This is a genomic window from Candidatus Planktophila lacus, from assembly GCF_002288325.1.
GTDB classification, from domain to species: domain Bacteria; phylum Actinomycetota; class Actinomycetes; order Nanopelagicales; family Nanopelagicaceae; genus Planktophila; species Planktophila lacus.
The window spans coordinates 1,275,168-1,293,878 of record NZ_CP016780.1 but is presented as its reverse complement, the minus strand read 5'-3'; the positions used below and the strand labels follow the sequence as shown (position 1 = coordinate 1,293,878).

20 protein-coding genes, 1 tRNA gene and 1 other RNA gene are annotated in these 18,711 nt (G+C 47.7%); 16 read left to right on the top strand and 6 right to left on the bottom strand.

The window, feature by feature from the left end; translation table 11 throughout:
* Nucleotides 1–5: 5 nt before the first annotated feature.
* Entirely contained in the window at nucleotides 6–1,424 is a 1,419-nt protein-coding gene (locus tag A1sIIB106_RS06605) for an NAD-dependent succinate-semialdehyde dehydrogenase (protein WP_095677751.1), read from the top strand.
* Nucleotides 1,425–1,458: 34 nt separating this feature from the next.
* Here A1sIIB106_RS06605 and A1sIIB106_RS06600 read toward each other — a convergent pair whose 3' ends face one another.
* The 3 genes from A1sIIB106_RS06600 to A1sIIB106_RS06590 form a co-directional block, all read right to left on the bottom strand.
* On the bottom strand, nucleotides 1,459–1,962 hold the full coding sequence (locus A1sIIB106_RS06600; protein ID WP_125932396.1) for a hypothetical protein: 504 nt from the start codon (nucleotides 1,960–1,962) through the stop codon (nucleotides 1,459–1,461).
* A 4-nt stretch (nucleotides 1,963–1,966) separates the two neighbouring features.
* Nucleotides 1,967–2,464 (bottom strand): hypothetical protein, encoded by a 498-nt coding sequence (locus A1sIIB106_RS06595; protein WP_125932742.1) that lies wholly within the window; start codon nucleotides 2,462–2,464, stop codon nucleotides 1,967–1,969.
* 78 nt (nucleotides 2,465–2,542) lie between these two features.
* Nucleotides 2,543–2,627: transfer RNA gene (locus tag A1sIIB106_RS06590), tRNA-Ser, on the bottom strand.
* Nucleotides 2,628–2,681: 54 nt separating this feature from the next.
* Here A1sIIB106_RS06590 and ffs point away from each other — a divergent pair.
* From ffs to gmd, 7 genes are all read left to right on the top strand, one after another.
* Nucleotides 2,682–2,778, top strand: an RNA gene (gene ffs / locus A1sIIB106_RS06585) — signal recognition particle sRNA small type.
* 58 nt (nucleotides 2,779–2,836) lie between these two features.
* Nucleotides 2,837–4,576 carry a DNA polymerase III subunit gamma and tau gene (locus A1sIIB106_RS06580; RefSeq protein ID WP_095677749.1) on the top strand — a complete coding sequence of 580 codons (1,740 nt, stop codon included), beginning with the start codon at nucleotides 2,837–2,839 and terminating at the stop codon, nucleotides 4,574–4,576.
* Between the two features lie 14 nt (nucleotides 4,577–4,590).
* Nucleotides 4,591–5,190, top strand: coding sequence for a recombination mediator RecR (gene recR / locus A1sIIB106_RS06575; protein WP_095677748.1), 600 nt, complete (start codon nucleotides 4,591–4,593; stop codon nucleotides 5,188–5,190).
* A 92-nt stretch (nucleotides 5,191–5,282) separates the two neighbouring features.
* Nucleotides 5,283–6,554 (top strand): aspartate kinase, encoded by a 1,272-nt coding sequence (locus A1sIIB106_RS06570; RefSeq protein WP_095677747.1) that lies wholly within the window; start codon nucleotides 5,283–5,285, stop codon nucleotides 6,552–6,554.
* Nucleotides 6,551–7,645, top strand: a complete 1,095-nt coding sequence (locus A1sIIB106_RS06565) for an aspartate-semialdehyde dehydrogenase (protein WP_095677746.1) — start codon at nucleotides 6,551–6,553, stop codon at nucleotides 7,643–7,645. Before A1sIIB106_RS06570 ends, A1sIIB106_RS06565 begins: the two co-directional genes overlap by 4 nt.
* Nucleotides 7,646–7,676: 31 nt before the next feature.
* Nucleotides 7,677–8,609 (top strand): GDP-L-fucose synthase family protein, encoded by a 933-nt coding sequence (locus A1sIIB106_RS06560; protein ID WP_095677745.1) that lies wholly within the window; start codon nucleotides 7,677–7,679, stop codon nucleotides 8,607–8,609.
* Nucleotides 8,606–9,586: a GDP-mannose 4,6-dehydratase gene (gene gmd / locus A1sIIB106_RS06555; protein ID WP_095677744.1), complete on the top strand. Its 981-nt coding sequence runs from the start codon at nucleotides 8,606–8,608 to the stop codon at nucleotides 9,584–9,586. The genes A1sIIB106_RS06560 and gmd overlap by 4 nt, the downstream gene beginning before the upstream one ends.
* On the opposite strand, the gene A1sIIB106_RS06550 is transcribed toward gmd, so the two are convergent.
* Nucleotides 9,570–10,385: a metallophosphoesterase gene (locus A1sIIB106_RS06550; RefSeq protein WP_095677743.1), complete on the bottom strand. Its 816-nt coding sequence runs from the start codon at nucleotides 10,383–10,385 to the stop codon at nucleotides 9,570–9,572. The genes gmd and A1sIIB106_RS06550 overlap by 17 nt on opposite strands.
* Nucleotides 10,386–10,469: 84 nt before the next feature.
* Here A1sIIB106_RS06550 and A1sIIB106_RS06545 point away from each other — a divergent pair, with 84 nt between their 5' ends.
* The 3 genes from A1sIIB106_RS06545 to A1sIIB106_RS06540 are packed head-to-tail and all read left to right on the top strand — an operon-like array spanning nucleotide 10,470 to nucleotide 11,544.
* Nucleotides 10,470–10,928: a GatB/YqeY domain-containing protein gene (locus A1sIIB106_RS06545; protein WP_095677742.1), complete on the top strand. Its 459-nt coding sequence runs from the start codon at nucleotides 10,470–10,472 to the stop codon at nucleotides 10,926–10,928.
* Nucleotides 10,928–11,080 carry a Sp36 family protein gene (locus tag A1sIIB106_RS07160; RefSeq protein WP_017954825.1) on the top strand — a complete coding sequence of 51 codons (153 nt, stop codon included), beginning with the start codon at nucleotides 10,928–10,930 and terminating at the stop codon, nucleotides 11,078–11,080. The genes A1sIIB106_RS06545 and A1sIIB106_RS07160 overlap by 1 nt, the downstream gene beginning before the upstream one ends.
* A gap of 2 nt (nucleotides 11,081–11,082) precedes the next feature.
* Nucleotides 11,083–11,544, top strand: a complete 462-nt coding sequence (locus A1sIIB106_RS06540) for a RidA family protein (RefSeq protein ID WP_095677741.1) — start codon at nucleotides 11,083–11,085, stop codon at nucleotides 11,542–11,544.
* 17 nt (nucleotides 11,545–11,561) lie between these two features.
* On the opposite strand, the gene A1sIIB106_RS06535 is transcribed toward A1sIIB106_RS06540, so the two are convergent.
* The gene (locus tag A1sIIB106_RS06535; protein WP_095671672.1) at nucleotides 11,562–12,245 is read right to left on the bottom strand and encodes a Crp/Fnr family transcriptional regulator; all 684 of its coding nucleotides are present in this window, start codon (nucleotides 12,243–12,245) and stop codon (nucleotides 11,562–11,564) included.
* Between the two features lie 17 nt (nucleotides 12,246–12,262).
* Here A1sIIB106_RS06535 and nth point away from each other — a divergent pair, with 17 nt between their 5' ends.
* From nth to A1sIIB106_RS06520, 3 genes are read left to right on the top strand one after another with little or no spacing between them, the layout of a single operon-like run.
* Nucleotides 12,263–12,961 (top strand): endonuclease III, encoded by a 699-nt coding sequence (nth, locus tag A1sIIB106_RS06530; RefSeq protein ID WP_095677740.1) that lies wholly within the window; start codon nucleotides 12,263–12,265, stop codon nucleotides 12,959–12,961.
* Nucleotides 12,958–13,488 (top strand): TlpA family protein disulfide reductase, encoded by a 531-nt coding sequence (locus A1sIIB106_RS06525; RefSeq protein WP_095677739.1) that lies wholly within the window; start codon nucleotides 12,958–12,960, stop codon nucleotides 13,486–13,488. The genes nth and A1sIIB106_RS06525 overlap by 4 nt, the downstream gene beginning before the upstream one ends.
* Nucleotides 13,488–13,982: a CvpA family protein gene (locus A1sIIB106_RS06520; RefSeq protein ID WP_095677738.1), complete on the top strand. Its 495-nt coding sequence runs from the start codon at nucleotides 13,488–13,490 to the stop codon at nucleotides 13,980–13,982. Before A1sIIB106_RS06525 ends, A1sIIB106_RS06520 begins: the two co-directional genes overlap by 1 nt.
* Here A1sIIB106_RS06520 and acs read toward each other — a convergent pair.
* Nucleotides 13,966–15,948 (bottom strand): acetate--CoA ligase, encoded by a 1,983-nt coding sequence (acs, locus tag A1sIIB106_RS06515; RefSeq protein WP_095677737.1) that lies wholly within the window; start codon nucleotides 15,946–15,948, stop codon nucleotides 13,966–13,968. The genes A1sIIB106_RS06520 and acs overlap by 17 nt on opposite strands.
* 400 nt (nucleotides 15,949–16,348) lie before the next feature.
* On the opposite strand from acs, the gene fbaA reads away from it, so the two are divergent.
* The gene (gene fbaA, locus A1sIIB106_RS06510) at nucleotides 16,349–17,383 is read left to right on the top strand and encodes a class II fructose-bisphosphate aldolase (RefSeq protein ID WP_095671667.1); all 1,035 of its coding nucleotides are present in this window, start codon (nucleotides 16,349–16,351) and stop codon (nucleotides 17,381–17,383) included.
* A gap of 42 nt (nucleotides 17,384–17,425) precedes the next feature.
* A complete protein-coding gene (locus A1sIIB106_RS06505; RefSeq protein ID WP_095671666.1) occupies nucleotides 17,426–18,709 on the top strand; it encodes an adenylosuccinate synthase in 1,284 nt (427 codons plus the stop codon).
* The last annotated feature ends 2 nt before the right edge of the window (nucleotides 18,710–18,711 follow it).

Genomic DNA, 18,711 nt, shown 5'->3' with positions numbered 1-18,711 from the left:
ATCTTATGCGCACTCAGTTATATATAGACGGTCAATGGGTAGATGGAAATGGCACTTTAGATGTAACAGATCCCAGTGATGGCTCAGTAATTGCCAAGGTAGCCACCGCCGGAGATGCGCAGATCGAGGCCGCCCTAGCTGCCGCCCACCGCGCCGCACCTGCCTGGGCCAAGACCGCGCCCCGCGTGCGCGCAGAGATGCTACGTAAAGCATTTGAGTTAATGATTCAAGAAGCAGATTACTTAGCAGAGTTAATTTCCAAAGAAAATGGCAAGGCGCTACCTGATGCTAAAGGTGAAGTTGCCTACGCCGCAGAATTCTTCCGCTGGTTCTCTGAAGAAGCAGTACGCATTGCAGGAGAATTCCGCATGTCACCTAGTGGCGATAAGCGAATTTTAGTTACACACCAACCTGTTGGTCTCTCACTTCTTATTACTCCTTGGAACTTCCCTGCCGGAATGGCAACACGTAAAATTGGTCCTGCAATTGCTGCAGGTTGCACAATGATTTTAAAACCAGCTGGTGAAACACCTCTAACCGCGCTCGCCATCATGGACATTCTTGATCGCGCCGGCGTTCCTAAGGGCGTTGTCAATTTAATTCTTCCAACACCAACAGGTCCTGCAATCGCCAAGATGTTGCATGATCCACGTGTTAAGAATCTTTCATTTACTGGTTCTACTGAAGTTGGTCGCATCATCCTTAAAGAAGCTGCCGATAATGTAATTCGTTGCTCTATGGAGCTCGGCGGAAATGCACCGTTTGTTGTTATGGATGATGCCAATGTTGATGAAGCAATTAAAGGTTTGATGTTGGCAAAGATGCGCAATGGCGGCGCTGCTTGTACCGCTGCAAATCGTATTTATGTACAGAGAAAAGTTGCTGCAGAATTCACTCAAAAGTTTGCGGCAGCAATGGGCGCATTTGTAATGGGACGCGGTCGCGATACTGGCGTACAACTTGGTGCGAGCGTCTCAATTAAAGAACGCAACAAGATTGCAGAGCTAGTTGATAACTCAGTTAAGTCTGGAGCCAAGGTATTAACAGGCGGCAAGACCCCTGATGGTCCAGGCGCTTTCTATCCTGCAACAGTTCTAGAAGTTGATAAATCAGCGGAAATTCTTAACCACGAAGTCTTCGGTCCGGTTGCACCAGTGGTTATCTTCGATACCGATGCTGAAGCGATTGAACTCGCAAATAGCACTGACTTCGGACTTATTAGCTACGTTTACTCTGAAGATTTAAAGCGCGCGATCCAGATTTCTGAGGCCCTTGAATCCGGAATGGTTGCGATAAACCGCGGAATGATTTCAGATCCAGCAGCGCCATTCGGTGGAGTTAAGCAGAGCGGCCTTGGTCGCGAAGGCGGCTTCGACGGCATCCACGAATTCCTCGAGACCAAATACATTGGCGTCGAAATCTAACTTACATTTAAACCAATTTATTTCATCAAATAGATTAAATCACTGTTCGAAGCTTTGTAAGAATCTCGTTGTCATTTGTCCTAAGTTTTTTGACTATTCCCTTTATGTAGTTCCTACCGTCGGCGTAATAAGCAAGAGTGTAGAAAGGGTATGTATTAAAGCCGTATCCTGATTCTGCCTTCGGAATTTGTCCAGGGATAGGAAAGTTCGAGATTACGTCTACATCGCATTGCGCGAAAAACTTCTCAAGTTTTCTAATGTTGTATTTTCTAATCCTAGTCAATTTGATTTCCCGAACTTCAGATTGAATTTCATCAGAGTTTAACTCTCTTGCGGAGTAATTCACTTTTCTACCCTTAAGGAAATAAGTAGCTTCACCATTAGCGATACTTCTACTTGTAATACCTTTCTCTAGAAGCATGTTTGCTTGATTAACATAAAAGTCCTTGTTTATTTCAAGCAGGTACTTATAAAGAGCTCTTCTTTCTTCTTGGAAAAGAAGACCACCAGATGTTAAGCACTCTTCAAAATAACTCACACCTTTATTGTGCACCTATCAAGCATCCTGCCGCTACAAATTTTCCTGAGTCTCCCTTAACAGCCAGTTTTTTGCCATTTTCTAAGTACACATAACCCTGGGCGGTGCCACGATATGCGGCGGATACCCCCTTCTGACATGGACCGAAGAGCTCTTTGAAGCTCGCGACATTAGGTGATTTGGTGGTCGAGCTCCTTCTTTCATTTACAAATGAGTAGGCAGTGATTTCGCGGTTATTCTTAATTTTTTGTATAGATGCGCTTAGTTGAGTGTATTTTTGTGAGACATTACAAATCGAGGTGATATTCAGTTTAATGGCATCGATGTTTTGATTTTCAGACAAACTTGTTGAATAGTGTGGCCTCTCGACATTTAAAGTGCACTTAGGTTCAGTACCTCCAATACTTTGAAGGATAAGAAATTGGGCTGCTAGTAAACCAACAACAGCGATGCTGGGGATTTTAGGTACGAGAAGTAATGATTTAGGAATAGTTATTGGCATTCCTGAAAAATAGAGAAAAGCTCTGACGACCTTAATCAGGTTATCCCCACCCATTGGCGATGGCTGAAATACACCCTGCGGAGGATGAGGGATTTGAACCCTCGAAAGGTTGCCCTTTACACGCTTTCCAAGCGTGCGCACTCGGCCGCTATGCGAATCCTCCCGGCGGGATCGCTCCCGACTGGCTAAGGGTATAGGTGTAACAACTATCCTTACGCCAGATCCCTCACGCGGCATTACCGCGCTGAACTCCCCCAGGGTAGGAATACAGCAAGGGTAGGCGTGCTCTGATGGGTGCGTGAGGGGTCCCTTAAGTATTGTGAACTCTGTTTACTTTGTGATGTAGTTGAAGCCGAGATGAGAGGAGTGAATATGTCACTCGCGTTGTATCGCAAGTATCGACCATCTGTATTTGCGGATGTAATCGGACAAGAACACGTAACTGTTCCACTCTCTAACGCACTTACATCTGGAAAAACTCATCACGCATATTTATTTAGCGGACCACGTGGTTGCGGAAAAACTTCTAGCGCTCGCATCATGGCGCGCTCCCTTAACTGCGAAAAAGGCCCAACACCAACTCCATGTGGCCTCTGCCAATCCTGTAAAGATTTAGTTGCAAATGGTCCGGGTTCACTTGATGTTATTGAACTTGATGCGGCCACCCACGGTTTAGTTGACGATGCACGCGATCTGCGCGATAAAGCATTCTTTGCACCAGTACAAAGCAAGTACAAGATTTACATCATCGATGAAGCGCACCAGCTTGGGCCAGGTGCGGCAAACGCACTTCTCAAAGTTGTTGAAGAACCACCTCCTCACGTAATTTTTATCTTCGCTACAACCGAACCTGAAAAGTTGATTTCAACTATTCGTTCACGTACTCACCACTATCCATTCCGATTAGTTCCACCTGGAATCTTGGCTGAGCACCTCGAAAAGATTTGTAAAGAAGAAGGCGTAACCGTTGCTAAAGGCGTTATTCCACTAGTTGTTCGCGCTAGCGGCGGCTCAGTGCGTGATGCTTTATCTGTACTTGGCCAACTGCTCGCAGGTGCTGGCCCAGATGGAGTTAGCTATGAAATCGCTATCCAATTACTTGGTTTCACTGACGGCGCATTACTGGATGATGCCGTTGATGCACTTGCTGCGCGCGATGGCGCAACGTTATTTAAAACCGTTGATCGCGTAATCGAATCCGGTCACGATCCACGTCGCTTTGCTGGCGATTTACTTGAACGTCTGCGCGATCTCATGATCGTTGATGCATTAGAAGCAACCAATGCGAATTCAATCTTGCGCGGACTTCCTGATGATCAACTCGAGCGCATGCGCAAACAAGCTGCCAACATTGGCGCTGCCAACTTATCTCGCTCTGCAGATATTGCATCAGAAGGTTTAACTCAAATGCGCGGTGCAACAGCACCACGATTAATTCTCGAACTTATCTGCGGCCGCATGCTTCTGCCCGGCGGCGATAACTCCGAAGCCGGATTACTTTCCCGCATCGAACGCCTCGAACGCGTCGAAAACATCGCAACACCATCCACTTCTCCCACCCCACCAGCGATTTCGAAGACTTCAAAAGCAGCTGAAGTTGAAGTGATTCCAACGGTTGTAGTCGAGAAGGAAGCAACAGAAGGAGATTCTAAAGAAGCTGTTCCCGAATCTCCGAAGGTTGCTTCCGAAAAGCAAGCCAAACCGGTTGCTTCGGTTAAATCCTTCGATATAGCTGGTTTACGTCGCCTTTGGCCAGATGTGATCGAAAACGTTAAGAAGCGCCGTCGTCTAACGTGGTCTTTGCTCTCCGCCTCTGCGCAGATAATCGCCGTAGACGACAAACTAATCACAATCGGCATAGTCAACGCCGGCGCCCGCGACTCATTCGTGCGCTCTGAATCAGACGAGATCCTGCGACAAGCATTTATCGAAATCGTTGGCATCGATCGCAAGATCGAAGTAGTTGTTGATGCATCAATTGATGCAACTTCAACCCCTGAAGCGCGCGCAGTTCGCAAGGATGAAGCGCCATCAGATAAGAACTTGTTATCAGGTGCAGCGCTACTCGCCGCCGAACTTGGTGCAACTGTGATCAGCGAAAAGAATAAGTAATAATGAGCACAGGGATGTACGAAGGTGCGATCCAAGATCTCATCGATGCTTTAGGTCGCCTGCCTGGAATTGGTCCAAAGAGCGCACAACGAATTGCATTCCATATCTTGCAGACCGATGGTGATGCGGCTATTGCTTTAGTTGATGCAATCCGCACCGTTAAAGAGCGCGTCAAGTTCTGCAGCCAATGCGGAAACGTTTCTGAAGAAACGGAATGTCGCATCTGTCGCGATCCACGTCGCGATCCCGCGCAAATTTGTGTAGTTGAAGAGAGCAAAGATGTAATCGCAATCGAACGCACCCGCGAATTCCGCGGCAAGTATCACGTGCTCGGTGGCGCCATTAGTCCGATCGATGGAATTGGTCCTGACCAACTTCGCATCCGCGAATTAATGGTTCGACTCTCTGACTCAAATATCACCGAAGTCATCTTGGCCACCGACCCGAACCTCGAAGGCGAAGCAACGGCTACTTATTTAGCTCGCTTGATTAAGCCACTTGGCATCAACGTCTCTCGTTTAGCCAGCGGCCTGCCGGTTGGCGGAGATCTCGAATATGCAGATGAAGTAACCCTTGGTCGCGCTTTTGAAGGCCGTCGTAACGTAGAAAGCTGATCGTCTCACTATTTGATCGAATGGCTGTTCCATATATTGAGATTTTCCCTAATCGGGTGGAAAGCCGCCCCGAATTAGTTCACTATTGCGCCATGGGACTAATCGTTCAGAAATATGGCGGATCCTCCGTAGCCGATGCCGAGGGCATGAAGCGTGTTGCCGCTCGCATCGTGGCGGCGAAGAAGGATGGCAATCAGGTCGTTGTGGTGGTCAGCGCGATGGGCGATACCACTGACGAGCTAATCGATTTAGCTAACGCCGTTACCCCAATTCCTGGCGGTCGCGAACTAGATATGTTGTTAACCGCCGGTGAGCGCATTTCGATGGCGCTACTTGCAATGGCGATTTCAAATTTGGGACATGAAGCTCTTTCATTCACCGGTTCACAAGCTGGCGTGATTACAGATTCTGCTCACGGTCGCGCACGCATCATCGATGTAACACCGGGACGAATTCAAGAAGCGCTCGCCGACGGTGCAATCGCAATCGTTGCTGGCTTCCAAGGAATTTCGCAAGATACAAAAGACATCACAACTTTAGGTCGCGGTGGTTCAGATACAACTGCAGTTGCACTTGCTGCAGCGCTCGATGCAGATGTCTGCGAAATTTACACAGATGTTGACGGCGTCTTTAGTGCGGATCCACGTGTTGTTCCCACTGCGCGCAAGTTAAAGACAGTTACATATGAAGAGATGTTGGAACTTGCTGCAGCTGGCGCAAAAGTTCTGCACTTGCGCTGCGTTGAATACGCGCGTCGTTACAACTTACCAATTCACGTACGTTCATCATTTTCACCAAACGAAGGAACCTGGGTGGTTGAAAACCATCCTGAAGGAGGAAACATGGAGCAAGCAATCATCTCGGGTATCGCACACGATAAATCCGAAGCCAAGGTCACGATCGTTGGCGTACCTGATCGCACTGGTATTGCTGCACGCATCTTCCAAGCTATTGCTGATGCCGATATCAACATCGACATGATCGTGCAGAACGTATCTGCCGCAGCAACTGGCCTTACCGATATTTCATTTACAGTTCCAAAGGCCGAAGGCGCAAACGCAACTGCGATCTTGAAGCGCATTCAGGGTGAAGTTGGTTTCGCTTCAATTCAATACGACGATTCCATCGGCAAGCTCTCGCTGGTTGGCGCTGGAATGCGTTCACATCCAGGCGTAACAGCAACGTTTTTTGCAGCAATGGCTGAAGCCGGGCTCAATATTGAAATGATTTCAACATCTGAAATCCGAATCTCAATCATCTGCCGCGAAAGCGATCTCGAAAAGGGTGTTCGCGCAGCGCATACCGCCTTCGGATTAGATGCTGATCAAGTCGAAGCAGTCGTATATGGAGGAACAGGTCGATGACTCAGAAAAAAGCCAAAGTAGCTAAGAAAGCAAAGTCAGCGAAGAAACTTCCATCACTGGCAGTAGTCGGTGCAACTGGCGCTGTCGGAACCGTGATGCTCGATATCTTGAGTAAGCGCAAAAATGTTTACGGTGAGATCCGTTTGATCGCATCAGCTCGAAGTGCTGGCAAGAAGTTGGTTTGCCGCGGTGAAGAGCTAACCGTTGTTGCACTCTCACCTGAAGCATTCGATGGCATTGATATCGCGATGTTCGATGTTCCAGATGAGATCTCTGCCGAGTGGGCGCCAATTGCCGCCGCTCGCGGTGCAGTAGTCGTCGATAACTCAGGTGCGTTCCGTATGGATAAGAAAGTTCCTTTGGTTGTGCCAGAGGTAAATCCAAAAGATATTAAGAAGCGTCCTAAGGGAATTATCTCTAACCCAAATTGCACAACACTTTCTATGATCGTTGCGATGGGTGCGCTCAACAAGAAGTTTGGTCTGAAAGAACTAGTTGTCTCTTCTTACCAAGCAGCATCTGGTGCTGGGCAACCAGGAATCGATGCGCTACATGATCAGATTTCAAAGGTTGCAGGAAAGAACCTGGGATCAGTTGCTAAAGATCTGCGTGGAGTAATTACAGATCTTGGACCGTTCCCAGCACCACTCGCTATGAACGTTATTCCATGGGCGGGTTCTCTTAAGGAAGATGGTTATTCATCTGAAGAACTTAAGGTTCGCAATGAATCACGCAAGATTCTCGGTATGCCTAAACTAAAAGTCGCTGTGACTTGCGTACGCGTTCCTGTAATAACAACACACTCACTTACTGTGCATGCAGTCTTCTCAAAGACAATCACTCGTAAAGCTGCACAGTCCGCACTGAAAAAAGCTGAGGGCGTTCTCCTTTACGACAATCCAGAGAAGAAGGAATTTCCAACTCCTGCTGATGTCGTAGGTACTGATCCAACTTGGGTCGGTCGCGTACGCCAATCTTTGGATAATCCAAAGGCGATTGATTTATTTGTCTGCGGCGATAATTTGCGTAAGGGTGCAGCGTTAAATACTGCACAAATCGCAGAGCTCGTTGCCGCTGAATTCACTCGCTAATTCCGCAACGCTTCGCCTGTAGACTCACCGCATGACCATCGTTGTCGCAGGTGCCACCGGTCTTGCTGGTTCAGCAATCGTACGCGCCTACGAAAAAACTGGCGAGAAGGTAATCGGCATCAATCGCAGCGTCTGCGATCTTCTCGACCGCGATGCAACCATTGATTTCATTAAGAAGGCTAAGCCTGCGATCGTTGTCGATGCCGCAGCCAAGGTTGGTGGAATCGGAGCTAATAACGCTTTCCCGGTTGAGTTCCTGGCCGATAACGTGCGAATTCAAAGCAACCTTATGGAAGCTGCACATGCGGCAGATGTCGAAAAATTCATCTTCCTTGGATCAAGTTGTATCTATCCACGCGATTGCGCACAGCCAATCAAAGAAGAGTATTTATTAACTGGTCCGCTGGAAGAAACAAACTCTGCATATGCAATCGCCAAGATTGCGGGCATCGAATTGATTAAATCTTTCCGTAAAGAGTATTACCGCAAGTGGATCTCACTAATGCCAACAAATCTTTATGGTCCGAACGATAATTTTGAGCTTCAAGGTTCGCACGTACTGCCAGCATTTATCCGCCGCTTTGTTGAAGCGAAAGAGTCTGGTCGCGCTAAAGAAACTTTATGGGGCACCGGTTCACCAATGCGCGAGTTCTTGCATGTAGATGATTTGGCTTCTGCAGTTGTTCTCGCGGGTGAAAAATATGATTCTGCGCAGCACTTAAATATCGGCAGCGGCGAAGATCTAACGATCAAGGCTTTGGCTGAATTAGTCGCTGAAGTTGCGGGTTTTACTGGCGAAATCGCTTGGGATTCATCGAAACCTGACGGAACACCACGCAAGGTTCTTGATGTTACGAAGGTTAAATCGCTAGGTTGGTCACCTGCGATCTCACTAAGAGACGGAATCGCTTCAACAATCGAGTGGTACATCGATGCAACTGCAAAGGGAGTAAGTCGACGATGAGTAAAAAAGTTGCTTTCATAACTGGTGTTACCGGCCAAGATGGCTCATACCTTGCAGAGTTCTTGCTCGCTAAAGGCTACGAAGTACACGGACTTATTCGCCGCTCCTCAACTTTCAACACCTCTCGTATCGATCATATTTACGAAGATCCACACGCTAAAAATCCAAAGCTCTTCTTGCACTACGGAGATCTAATTGATGGCGTTGGACTTACAAATTTAATTCGCGAAATCAAACCAACTGAGGTTTACAACCTCGGCGCACAGTCACATGTGCAGGTTTCATTCACGATGCCGCAGTACACCGGACAGGTAGATGCGGTTGGCGCAGTTGGTCTCCTTGAAGCAATTCGCTCAGCAGATATTGATACCCGTTTCTACCAAGCATCAACATCTGAACTCTTTGGTTCAACTCCACCACCACAGAACGAACTTTCTATGTTCCGCCCACAATCTCCATATGCGGCAGCAAAGCTAATGGCGTACTGGTGCACCGTTAACTACCGTGATGGTTACGGAATGCATGCCACAAACGGAATTTTGTTTAACCACGAATCTCCACGTCGCGGTGAAACATTCGTAACTCGCAAGATCACTCGCGCAGTTGCGGCGATCAAAGCTGGCAAGCAGGACAAGTTATTCCTCGGAAATCTCGATGCGGTTCGCGACTGGGGCTATGCCAAGGAATACGTTGAATCTATGTGGCTGATGTTGCAGCAAGATAAGCCTTCAGATTATGTGGTTGCCACAGGCGTTGGAGCAACAGTTAAAGACTTTGCTGAAGCAGCATTTTCGCGCGCAGGTTTAAATTGGCAAGACCATGTTGAGACCGATAAGAAGTACATCCGCCCAACTGAAGTTGATGCGCTTATCGGAGATCCATCAAAGGCAACTAAAGCCCTTGGTTGGAAAGCCACAACTCATTGGAAAGAGTTGGCTGAATTAATGGTTGACGCTGACATTAAAGCTTTGCAGTAAGCGTTACTAAACTTACTTCTGGCGGACTTGCAACACGAATTCGGGCAAAGGGACTTGTTCCCATTCCTGCTGATACATGTAAGTAAGGCTCGCTTCCAAACTTTGTTAAGCCGCGTGCGCGCCAAGTTGGTAAGTCACAGTTAGTCGTAAGTGCACGTGAACCACCAGGCATCGGCAAACGAACTTGGCCGCCATGTGTGTGGCCAGCAAATATTGCATCCAGACCATCGCGCGACATTCCTTCGAGAATTCTTAAATACGGTGCGTGGGTAACGCCGATCGCGATGTCACATGGTCCAGGTTTTCCTGCAACGAGTGAGTAATCATCAAATTCGAGATGGGCATCATCAGTACCGCGAGTTTCGATAGTTGTATCTTTAATTTTTATTGTGGCACGTGAGCGATTTAGATTTATCCACCCCCGCGATTGCAGACCTTTATCTAGATCTGGCCAAGGTAGATCTTCACCGTGAATTCTTTTTCCGTGATTTGGCAGTAAGTACTTAAGTGGGTTCTTTGGCTTTGGTGCGTAATAATCGTTAGAACCGAAGACGAATAAACCAGGAAGGTTTAGTAGTGCATCAAGGGCATCAAGTGCGACCGGAACTGCTTGCATATGTGCCAAAAAATCGCCGGTTGAGATAACTAAATCGGGGGAGAGATCGATAAAGGATTTGATATCGGCGATCTCGGTCTTGCGCGCAGGGGTCAGGTGCAGATCCGAGAAGTGCAGAACGCGGATCGGTGCGTGGCCAGCGGGCAGGATTGGGATCTCGGCCTGGCGAAGTTGATAACTCATTGCATGAGAAGATACACCTAGGTAATTAAAGGGTTCGGGCAATTCAAGGGTTCGAGCAATTCAAAGGTTTGGAGCAACAATCAAGTGGGACTTAAAGAGACACTTAAGAGCGACCTAACTGAGGCGATTCGCAGCAGCGACAAGGTTGTATCAGGCACGATCCGCATGGTTTTAACCGCGATCACAAACGAAGAAGTTTCTGGCAAAGAGGCGCGCACACTTAGCGAAGAAGAGATCATCGCGGTTCTTTCGCGTGAGGCAAAGAAGCGCCGCGAAGCTGCTGAAGAATTTGCAAAAGGTAACCGCCCTGAGAAAGCTGCAGAAGAAAAGGCCGAAGGCGAAGTAATCGCAAAGTATTTACCTGCTCAACTTTCAGAAGATGATGTTAAGAAGTTGATTGCTGCAGCGATTGCATCAACAGGAGCTGCCGGACCTGCCGATATGGGCAAGGTAATGGGCGCGATCAAGCCACAGATCGCAGGAAAAGCAGATGGCTCAATGGTTTCATCACTTGTTAAAGCAGCGCTAGCCGGAGGAAATTAATGAAATTCGAATATGCCACCGTTCCACTTCTATCTCACGCAACAAAGCAGATTCTCGATACTTGGGGTTCTGATGGATGGGAACTCGTAACAGTTATTCCAGCACCTGGCGGCGAACAACTCGTTGCTTACATGAAGCGAGAGGTTAAGTAAAAATGGCAGTTGATGTCCGCGCCAAGTTGGCCGAAAAAGGTTTAACACTTCCAGTTGCAGCAAAGCCAGTAGCTGCATATGTCCCTGCAGTACGCACCGGAAATATAGTTTTCACCGCAGGCCAGTTGCCTCTCGTTGATGGATCAATGGCTGATACAGGAAAAGTTGGCGCTGAAATTACTCAAGAACGAGCAAAAGAGCTTGCAGAAATCTGTGCACTTAATTGTTTAGCAGCAGTTGAGTTAGTGGCACCAGTTGATTCAATCGTCAAGATTGTTCGCATAGTTTGTTATGTAAATGGCGCCCCAGGATTTATCAGCCAACCATTTGTTGCAAACGGAGCTTCAGAGTTATTTATGCATATCTGGGGAGAACCAGGAATTGCTGCACGTAGCGCACTTGGCGTTGCAGAGCTTCCTTTGAATTCACCGGTTGAGGTTGAACTCACCGTTGAAGTTGCTTAGTTAATTTAGCTAATTACTTAGCGAGAGCGCTTGCTCAGACGTTCGACATCAGTAATTAGCACTGAGCGACCGTCAAGCTTTAGCCATCCGCGACCAGCAAAATCGGCGAGAGCCTTATTTACTGTTTCGCGTGATGCGCCAACAAGCTGTGCAAGTTCTTCTTGAGTTAGATCGTGGTTAACGAGCAAACCTTCAGCAGTAGTCTTTCCAAAGCGATCACCGAGATCGATCAGGGCTTTAGCAACGCGACCTGGAACATCAGAGAAAACTAAATCGCCGACCGCTTCATTGGTGCGACGTAGGCGCTGTGCCAAACGTGCAAGCAATTGCAGTGAAACTTCTGGGTTCTGCTTAAGCCAAGGAATAACTTTTTCATGGCTAAGTGAAAGTAATTTTGCATCGGTCACTGCAGTTGCAGTTGAAGTGCGTGGGCCGGGATCAAAGAGTGAAAGTTCGCCAAACATTTCGCCAGGCCCGAGGATAGAGAGCAAGTTTTCGCGACCGTCTCCGCTGGAGGTTCCGAGCTTTAGCTTGCCTTCGATAATTACATAAAGGTGCTCGCCGTCATCGCCTTCTTTAAAGAGGATTGAACCCTTCGCGATCTTTACAGTATCCATCGAGGCGCGCAGGGATACTGCGGCAGCGTCATCGAGGGCGGTAAAGAGCGGGGCTCTGCGTACGACTTCATCTTCTTGAGGCACGTGGGTAGTTTACTCGCATGGCCCCCGATAGCGAAACTCGTAAAAGCGCAAGGGCTATATATCGAATATTGACCAAAACTTATCCCAATGTGCGCTGCGAACTAGATTTCTCCAACCCATTAGAACTCACGATTGCAACAGTTTTATCTGCGCAGTGCACTGATAAGCGAGTCAATGCGGTTACACCAGCGCTCTTCAAAAAATATAGGAACGTGCTCGCTTACGCCAAAGCTTCGCTAAACGATATTGAAGATTTGATTTATACAACCGGTTTCTTTCGCGCCAAGGCTCGCCATATCCAAGGTCTTGCTGTAAAGATCATCGAGGATTTTGACGGTGACGTTCCACAAACTTTGGAAGAGTTAATCACTCTGCCCGGTGTAGGTCGAAAGACTGCCAATGTTGTTCTAGGACATGCCTTTGATATTCCCGGAATTACAGTCGATACCCATTTCGGTCGCCTTTCTCGAAGATTTGAGTGGAGCGAATCGAAAGATCCCGTTAAAGTTGAATTCGAAGTGGGAGAGTTAATCCCTCAAGAAGAATGGACTAATTTGTCGCAACGGATGATCTGGCACGGCCGGCGCATCTGCCATTCACGCAAACCAGCGTGTGGCGCATGTCCTGTTGCAAAAATTTGCCCTTCATTCGGAATTGGCGAAATGGATAAAATAAAAGCCAAGGCTTTGGTTAAAAGCGATGAGGATTTCCGATGAAGCGCGCCTTATTTGTTGTCGCAGCACTATTTCTTACTGGATGTTCTTCACCAGAACCCGTTGCGATAAAAGGCGAAGTAATTTCCTGTGCGTCAATTACTTTCGATAAATCAATTACCAAAGGCACAACTATTGAATGTCTAGATGGCACGGCCGGTGCCAGCATGGAATCTCTCCGCGGTCCGATGATCATCAACATTTGGGGTTCTTGGTGTTCAACTTGTTTGGCCGAAACACCTGAATTTGTTAGCTTTTATAAGAAAGCTAAAGGCAAAGTTCAGTTAGTCGGCGTCGCAGTAGAAGAATCATCTCCAGATAATTCTCGTAAATTCATCATAGAAAACGGCATGAGTTGGCCTAACTTCTACGATCGCGAGAACAAAACTCGTAGTTACTTTGGAATGGGCGTGCCAGTTACCTGGTTTATCGATGCCCAAGGCGATGTCAAGTTTAAGAAGATCGGCGAAGTAAAATCTGAGCAAGAGTTAATAGATTTAACCGAGAAACATCTAGGAGTGAAGATTTAATGATTGCTGACTTAGTAATTATCGTGGCGCTAGTTTTTTCAACAATTATTGGCTACCGCAATGGCTTGATCCGCACCCTCTTTAAATTTGTCGGATTTGTTGCAGGCGGAGTTCTTGGAATCTACCTTTCCCTTAAGTTCTCACACGATTGGTCGCTGGATATAAAGCGAATTGGCTTTGTTATCGCATCAATTGTTGGCGGTGGCTACTTATGTTCATTTATCGCAGGAGCGCTAGCCAAGGGTCTGCGGGCCTCAATTTTTCGTGGCCCAATTGCTTTCTTAGATTCTGTTGCTGGTGCTCTTCTGGAAATCGCGCGCACCGTAATCGCGCTTTACTTGATCGCAACGGTTCTGCTCTGGTCACCATGGCAGGCAGCGCAAAACCAAATCACCGATAGCCAGATTCTTCCTAAAGTTCAGCCCTACATTCCGGGGCTAATCACCCAAGCAAACGATTGGGTTAAGGAAGAGTTTCTTAATCTTCGTCTTTAGAAGAATTCAAACCTTCTGAAATCAACTTCATAACATTTGGATCTGCCAACGTTGTGGCATCGCCAACTGCGCGATTTTCAGCGACATCTTTAAGCAAACGACGCATGATTTTTCCGCTACGAGTCTTCGGCAATTCTGCAACAACCATGATCTGACGTGGACGGGCAATAGCGCCAATTTCCTTAGTTACATGGGCGCGAAGCTCTTTCACTAACTCTTCACCGCCAGCGTGAGGAATACCGCCGCGCAAGATAACGAAGGCAACAATTCCTTGACCCGTCATTTCATCTGCTGCCCCAACGACTGCAGCTTCAGCAACTGCTTCATGTGAAACAAGTGCAGATTCAACTTCTGTTGTTGAAATACGGTGTCCAGAAACGTTCATGACGTCGTCGACTCGACCCATCAACCAGATCGCACCTTCGTCATCTAACTTTGCGCCATCTCCTGCAAAGTAAATTCCCTTAAAGCGCGACCAGTAAGTTTCCTTGTAACGCTCATCCTCGCCCCAAACGCCACGCAACATAGAAGGCCAAGGCTTATCTAAAATCAAGAAACCACCATGTCCATTTGGAACAGGGTTTGCATTGTCATCAACGACAACTGCACTAATACCAGGGATGGCTTTCATCGCAGAGCCTGGTTTAGTTGATGTAACTCCTGGCAGTGGCGAAATCATGATCGCACCAGTTTCGGTCTGCCACCAAGTATCAACAATCGGACAATTGTTTGCACCAATAATTTCGCGGTACCACATCCATGCTTCTGGGTTAATCGGTTCACCAACTGAACCAAGTAAACGAAGTGAAGATAAGTTGTGCGCCTTAGGAAATTCATCTCCCCATTTCATCCAGGTACGAATCAAGGTTGGTGCGGTGTACAAAATTGTTACGCCGTACTTTGCAACGATCTCAAACATTCTTCCTTTATGTGGAGTATCAGGTGTTCCTTCATACATAACTTGAGTAGCACCATTGATTAGCGGACCGTAAACAACGTAAGAGTGGCCGGTAATCCAGCCCACATCTGCGGTGCACCAATAAACATCTTTCTCGGGCTTGATATCAAATACCACGCGATGTGTGTACGCCGCCTGAGTCAAATAACCACCTGTTGTATGGAAGATTCCCTTTGGTTTAGCGGTTGTGCCAGAGGTGTAGAGAATAAAGAGCGGATGCTCGCTATCGAAGAATTCAGGCTTATGTTCGCTGCTTTGGCTATCAACGAGCTCGTGCCACCAGATATCGCGATCTGCGTTCCACGCAGTTTCTTGACCAGTGCGCTTTACAACTAAAACCTTCTCGACGTTGTGCTTTCCCTTTAGCGCTTCATCAACTGCGGGCTTAAGCGCAAAAGCGGCACCTTTGCGAAATCCACCATCTGCAGTAATTACCAACTTGGCATCGGCATCTTGAATACGAGATAGAAGTGCATCAGCAGAAAATCCGCCGAAGACAACTGAATGCACTGCACCGATTCGCGCACATGCCAACATCGCAACCGCTGCTTCAGGAATCATCGGCATATAAATGGCAACGCGATCGCCGGCCTTAATTCCAATTTGCGTTAAGGCATGTGCAGCTTTGCTGACATCTGCCAACATCTGCGCATAAGTGATTGTGCGAGTGTCGCCAGGTTCTCCTTCAAAATGAAATGCGGTTCGGTCTCCGCGACCGGCTGCAACGTGGCGGTCGAGAGCATTTACCGATGCATTTATCTTGCCGCCGATAAACCATTTTGCATAAGGAGAGTTCCACTCAAGAACTGTCTCCCAACTTTTATCCCAAGTTAACTCGCGCGCTTGTTCTTCCCAGAAAGCAAGTCGATCTTTTTCAGCATGTGCATATAAATCAGATTTGGCATTGGCCTGAGCTGCAAAGGCTGGGCTCGGAGGAAAGTGGCGATTTTCGTGGGAGAGGTTTTCTATTGAATCGCCGCTGGAATCACCGGTTGATGGGTTGCTCATAACTCAGCAGATTACCCGTGAATATCAACAGGCGGAAGGCTTTAGCGATGTGGCAAAGAAGATAAGAGGGATGATCCCCAGTCTCGAGAACAAGAGAAGAACTATTTAAGAAAAGGAGAAAAATGCTTACAACGTTCCTAGCGCTCTTACTAAAAATCATCAATAGCCCTGCTCTGCTCGCTGGCCTAATCGCCTTCCTGCAGAAGACCCTCAATCCGTAAAAGGAGTCGAACCGGCTGGAGAATCGCCAATTCCTACGCGTGTAGAGAATGGTCCTATGCGTATAGGGAATGGCGATTTTTCATCCGCCCGCAGAGGTGGTTGGATTAGGCGTAAGCCTGAATGCGGCCCAATGAAGCGCTCGGTCAGGGATTACGCCCCGAGATAATTTGGAGTCATCATGGCCATTGCAACCCCTGAAATTTACGCAGAGATGCTTGATCGCGCGAAAGCTGGCGCATTCGCATATCCCGCAATTAACGTTTCATCATCTTCAACCATCATCGCCGCGCTTCGTGGTTTCGCCGAAGCCGAATCAGATGGAATCATCCAATTTTCATGGGGCGGTGCGGAATACGCATCTGGCTCAACAGTAAAGAACATGGTCGATGGTGCAGTTGCGCTCGCTGAGTTCGCACACGTTGTTGCAAAGAACTACAACGTAAATATTGCAATCCACACAGATCACTGCCCAGCAGAAAAACTAGATGGCTACATGCGTCCGCTTCTTGAAATTGGCGCACAGCGCATCAAGAACGGTCAAGCGCCACTCTTTAACTCACATATGTGGGATGGCTCAGCAGTTGATATGAATGAAAACATGAAGATCGCAGATGAACTTCTAACAAAGTCAGTTGCTGCGCGCACAATCCTTGAAATCGAAATCGGCGTTGTCGGTGGCGAAGAAGATGGCGTTGAAGCAAAGCACGATGCAAAGTTGTACTCAACACCTGAAGATGCGTTGATGACAATCGAAACTCTTGGCCTCGGAGAACGCGGTCGCTACATGGTTGCTGCAACATTCGGTAACGTGCACGGCGTTTACAAACCAGGCAACGTTGTTTTGCAGCCAAAGATTTTACAGACTCTGCAAGATGCAGTTGTTGCCAAGAAGGGCCTTGCTGCAGGTAGCAAGCCAATGGATCTTGTATTCCACGGTGGTTCAGGTTCACTTCTCTCAGAGATCCGCGACTCACTTGATTACGGCGTAATCAAGATGAATATAGATACCGATACTCAGTACGCATTCACCCGCCCAGTTGTTGATCACATGTTCAAGAACTACGACGGCGTTCTAAAGATCGATGGCGAAGTTGGAAATAAGAAGACTTACGATCCACGTGCGTGGGGTAAGGCTGCTGAAGCAGGAATGGCAGCTCGCGTTGCACATGCTTGCGAAGATCTTCGTTCAACAGGCACATCACTTAAAAAGTAAATAAACTTTAATAACCATTAACACCTGCGGAGAGGTTTTGCCATGCCAGCGTTAGTTCTGCTCGGAGCTCAATGGGGCGACGAAGGCAAGGGTAAAGCCACAGATATTCTCGGTGACCGCGTTGATTATGTTGTTCGCTATCAAGGCGGCAACAACGCGGGCCACACCGTAGTTATCGGCGATCAGAAGTACGCACTTCACTTACTTCCATCCGGAATCTTGAGTCCTAACGTTGTTCCAGTAATCGGCAATGGCGTTGTGATTGATCCAGGTGTTCTGCTTGAAGAAATTCGTGGCTTAACTGAACGCGGAATCGATTGCTCCAAGTTAGTTATCTCAACTAATGCGCATTTGATTACTCCGTATCACCGCACCATCGATAAAGTTTCTGAACGCTTCTTAGGTAAATCAAAGATCGGCACAACTGGTCGCGGCATCGGACCTGCTTACGCAGACAAGATCAACCGCATCGGTATCCGTGTACAAGATCTCTTTGATCCATCTATCTTGCGTCAGAAAATCGAAGGTGCACTTCGCGATAAGAACCAAGTATTAATCAAGGTCTTTAACCGCAAGAACATCGATGTTGATGAAGTTCTAAACGAGTACCTTGCTTATGCCGAAATCTTGCGCCCATATGTTGCAGACACGGTTCTGCTGCTAGATGAAGCGTTAAAGGCCGGAAAGCGCGTATTGCTTGAGGGATCACAGGGCACTCTGCTCGATGTAGATCACGGTACTTATCCATTCGTAACATCCTCAAACCCAACTGCGGGTGGCGCTTGTACAGGTTCTGGAATCGGACCTACCAAGATCGATCGCGTAATCGGAATTGTTAAGGCTTACACAACTCGCGTTGGTTCGGGCCCATTCCCAACAGAACTCTTCGATGAAGATGGCGAAAAGTTGCGCACTATCGGCGGTGAAATCGGTGTAACAACTGGTCGTGCACGTCGTTGCGGTTGGTATGACGCACCGATTGCACGTTATGCAGTTCGCGTTAACGGACTTACCGATTTCTTCTTAACCAAGCTCGATGTCTTAACCGGTTGGAAAGAAATTCCAGTCTGCGTTGCCTATGAAATCGATGGCAAGCGCGTTGAAGAACTTCCTGCATCACAATCAGATTTCCACCATGCAAAACCAATTTATGAAAACTTGCCTGGTTGGACTGAAGATATTTCTGGTGCGCGCAAACTCAGTGATTTACCGAAGAACGCACAGGATTACATCGCCTTCTTAGAAAAGATTTCCGGTGCGCCGATGAGCGCAATCGGCGTCGGGCCGGGTCGCGACCAAACAATTGTCGTGAAGGATTTCATCTAAAC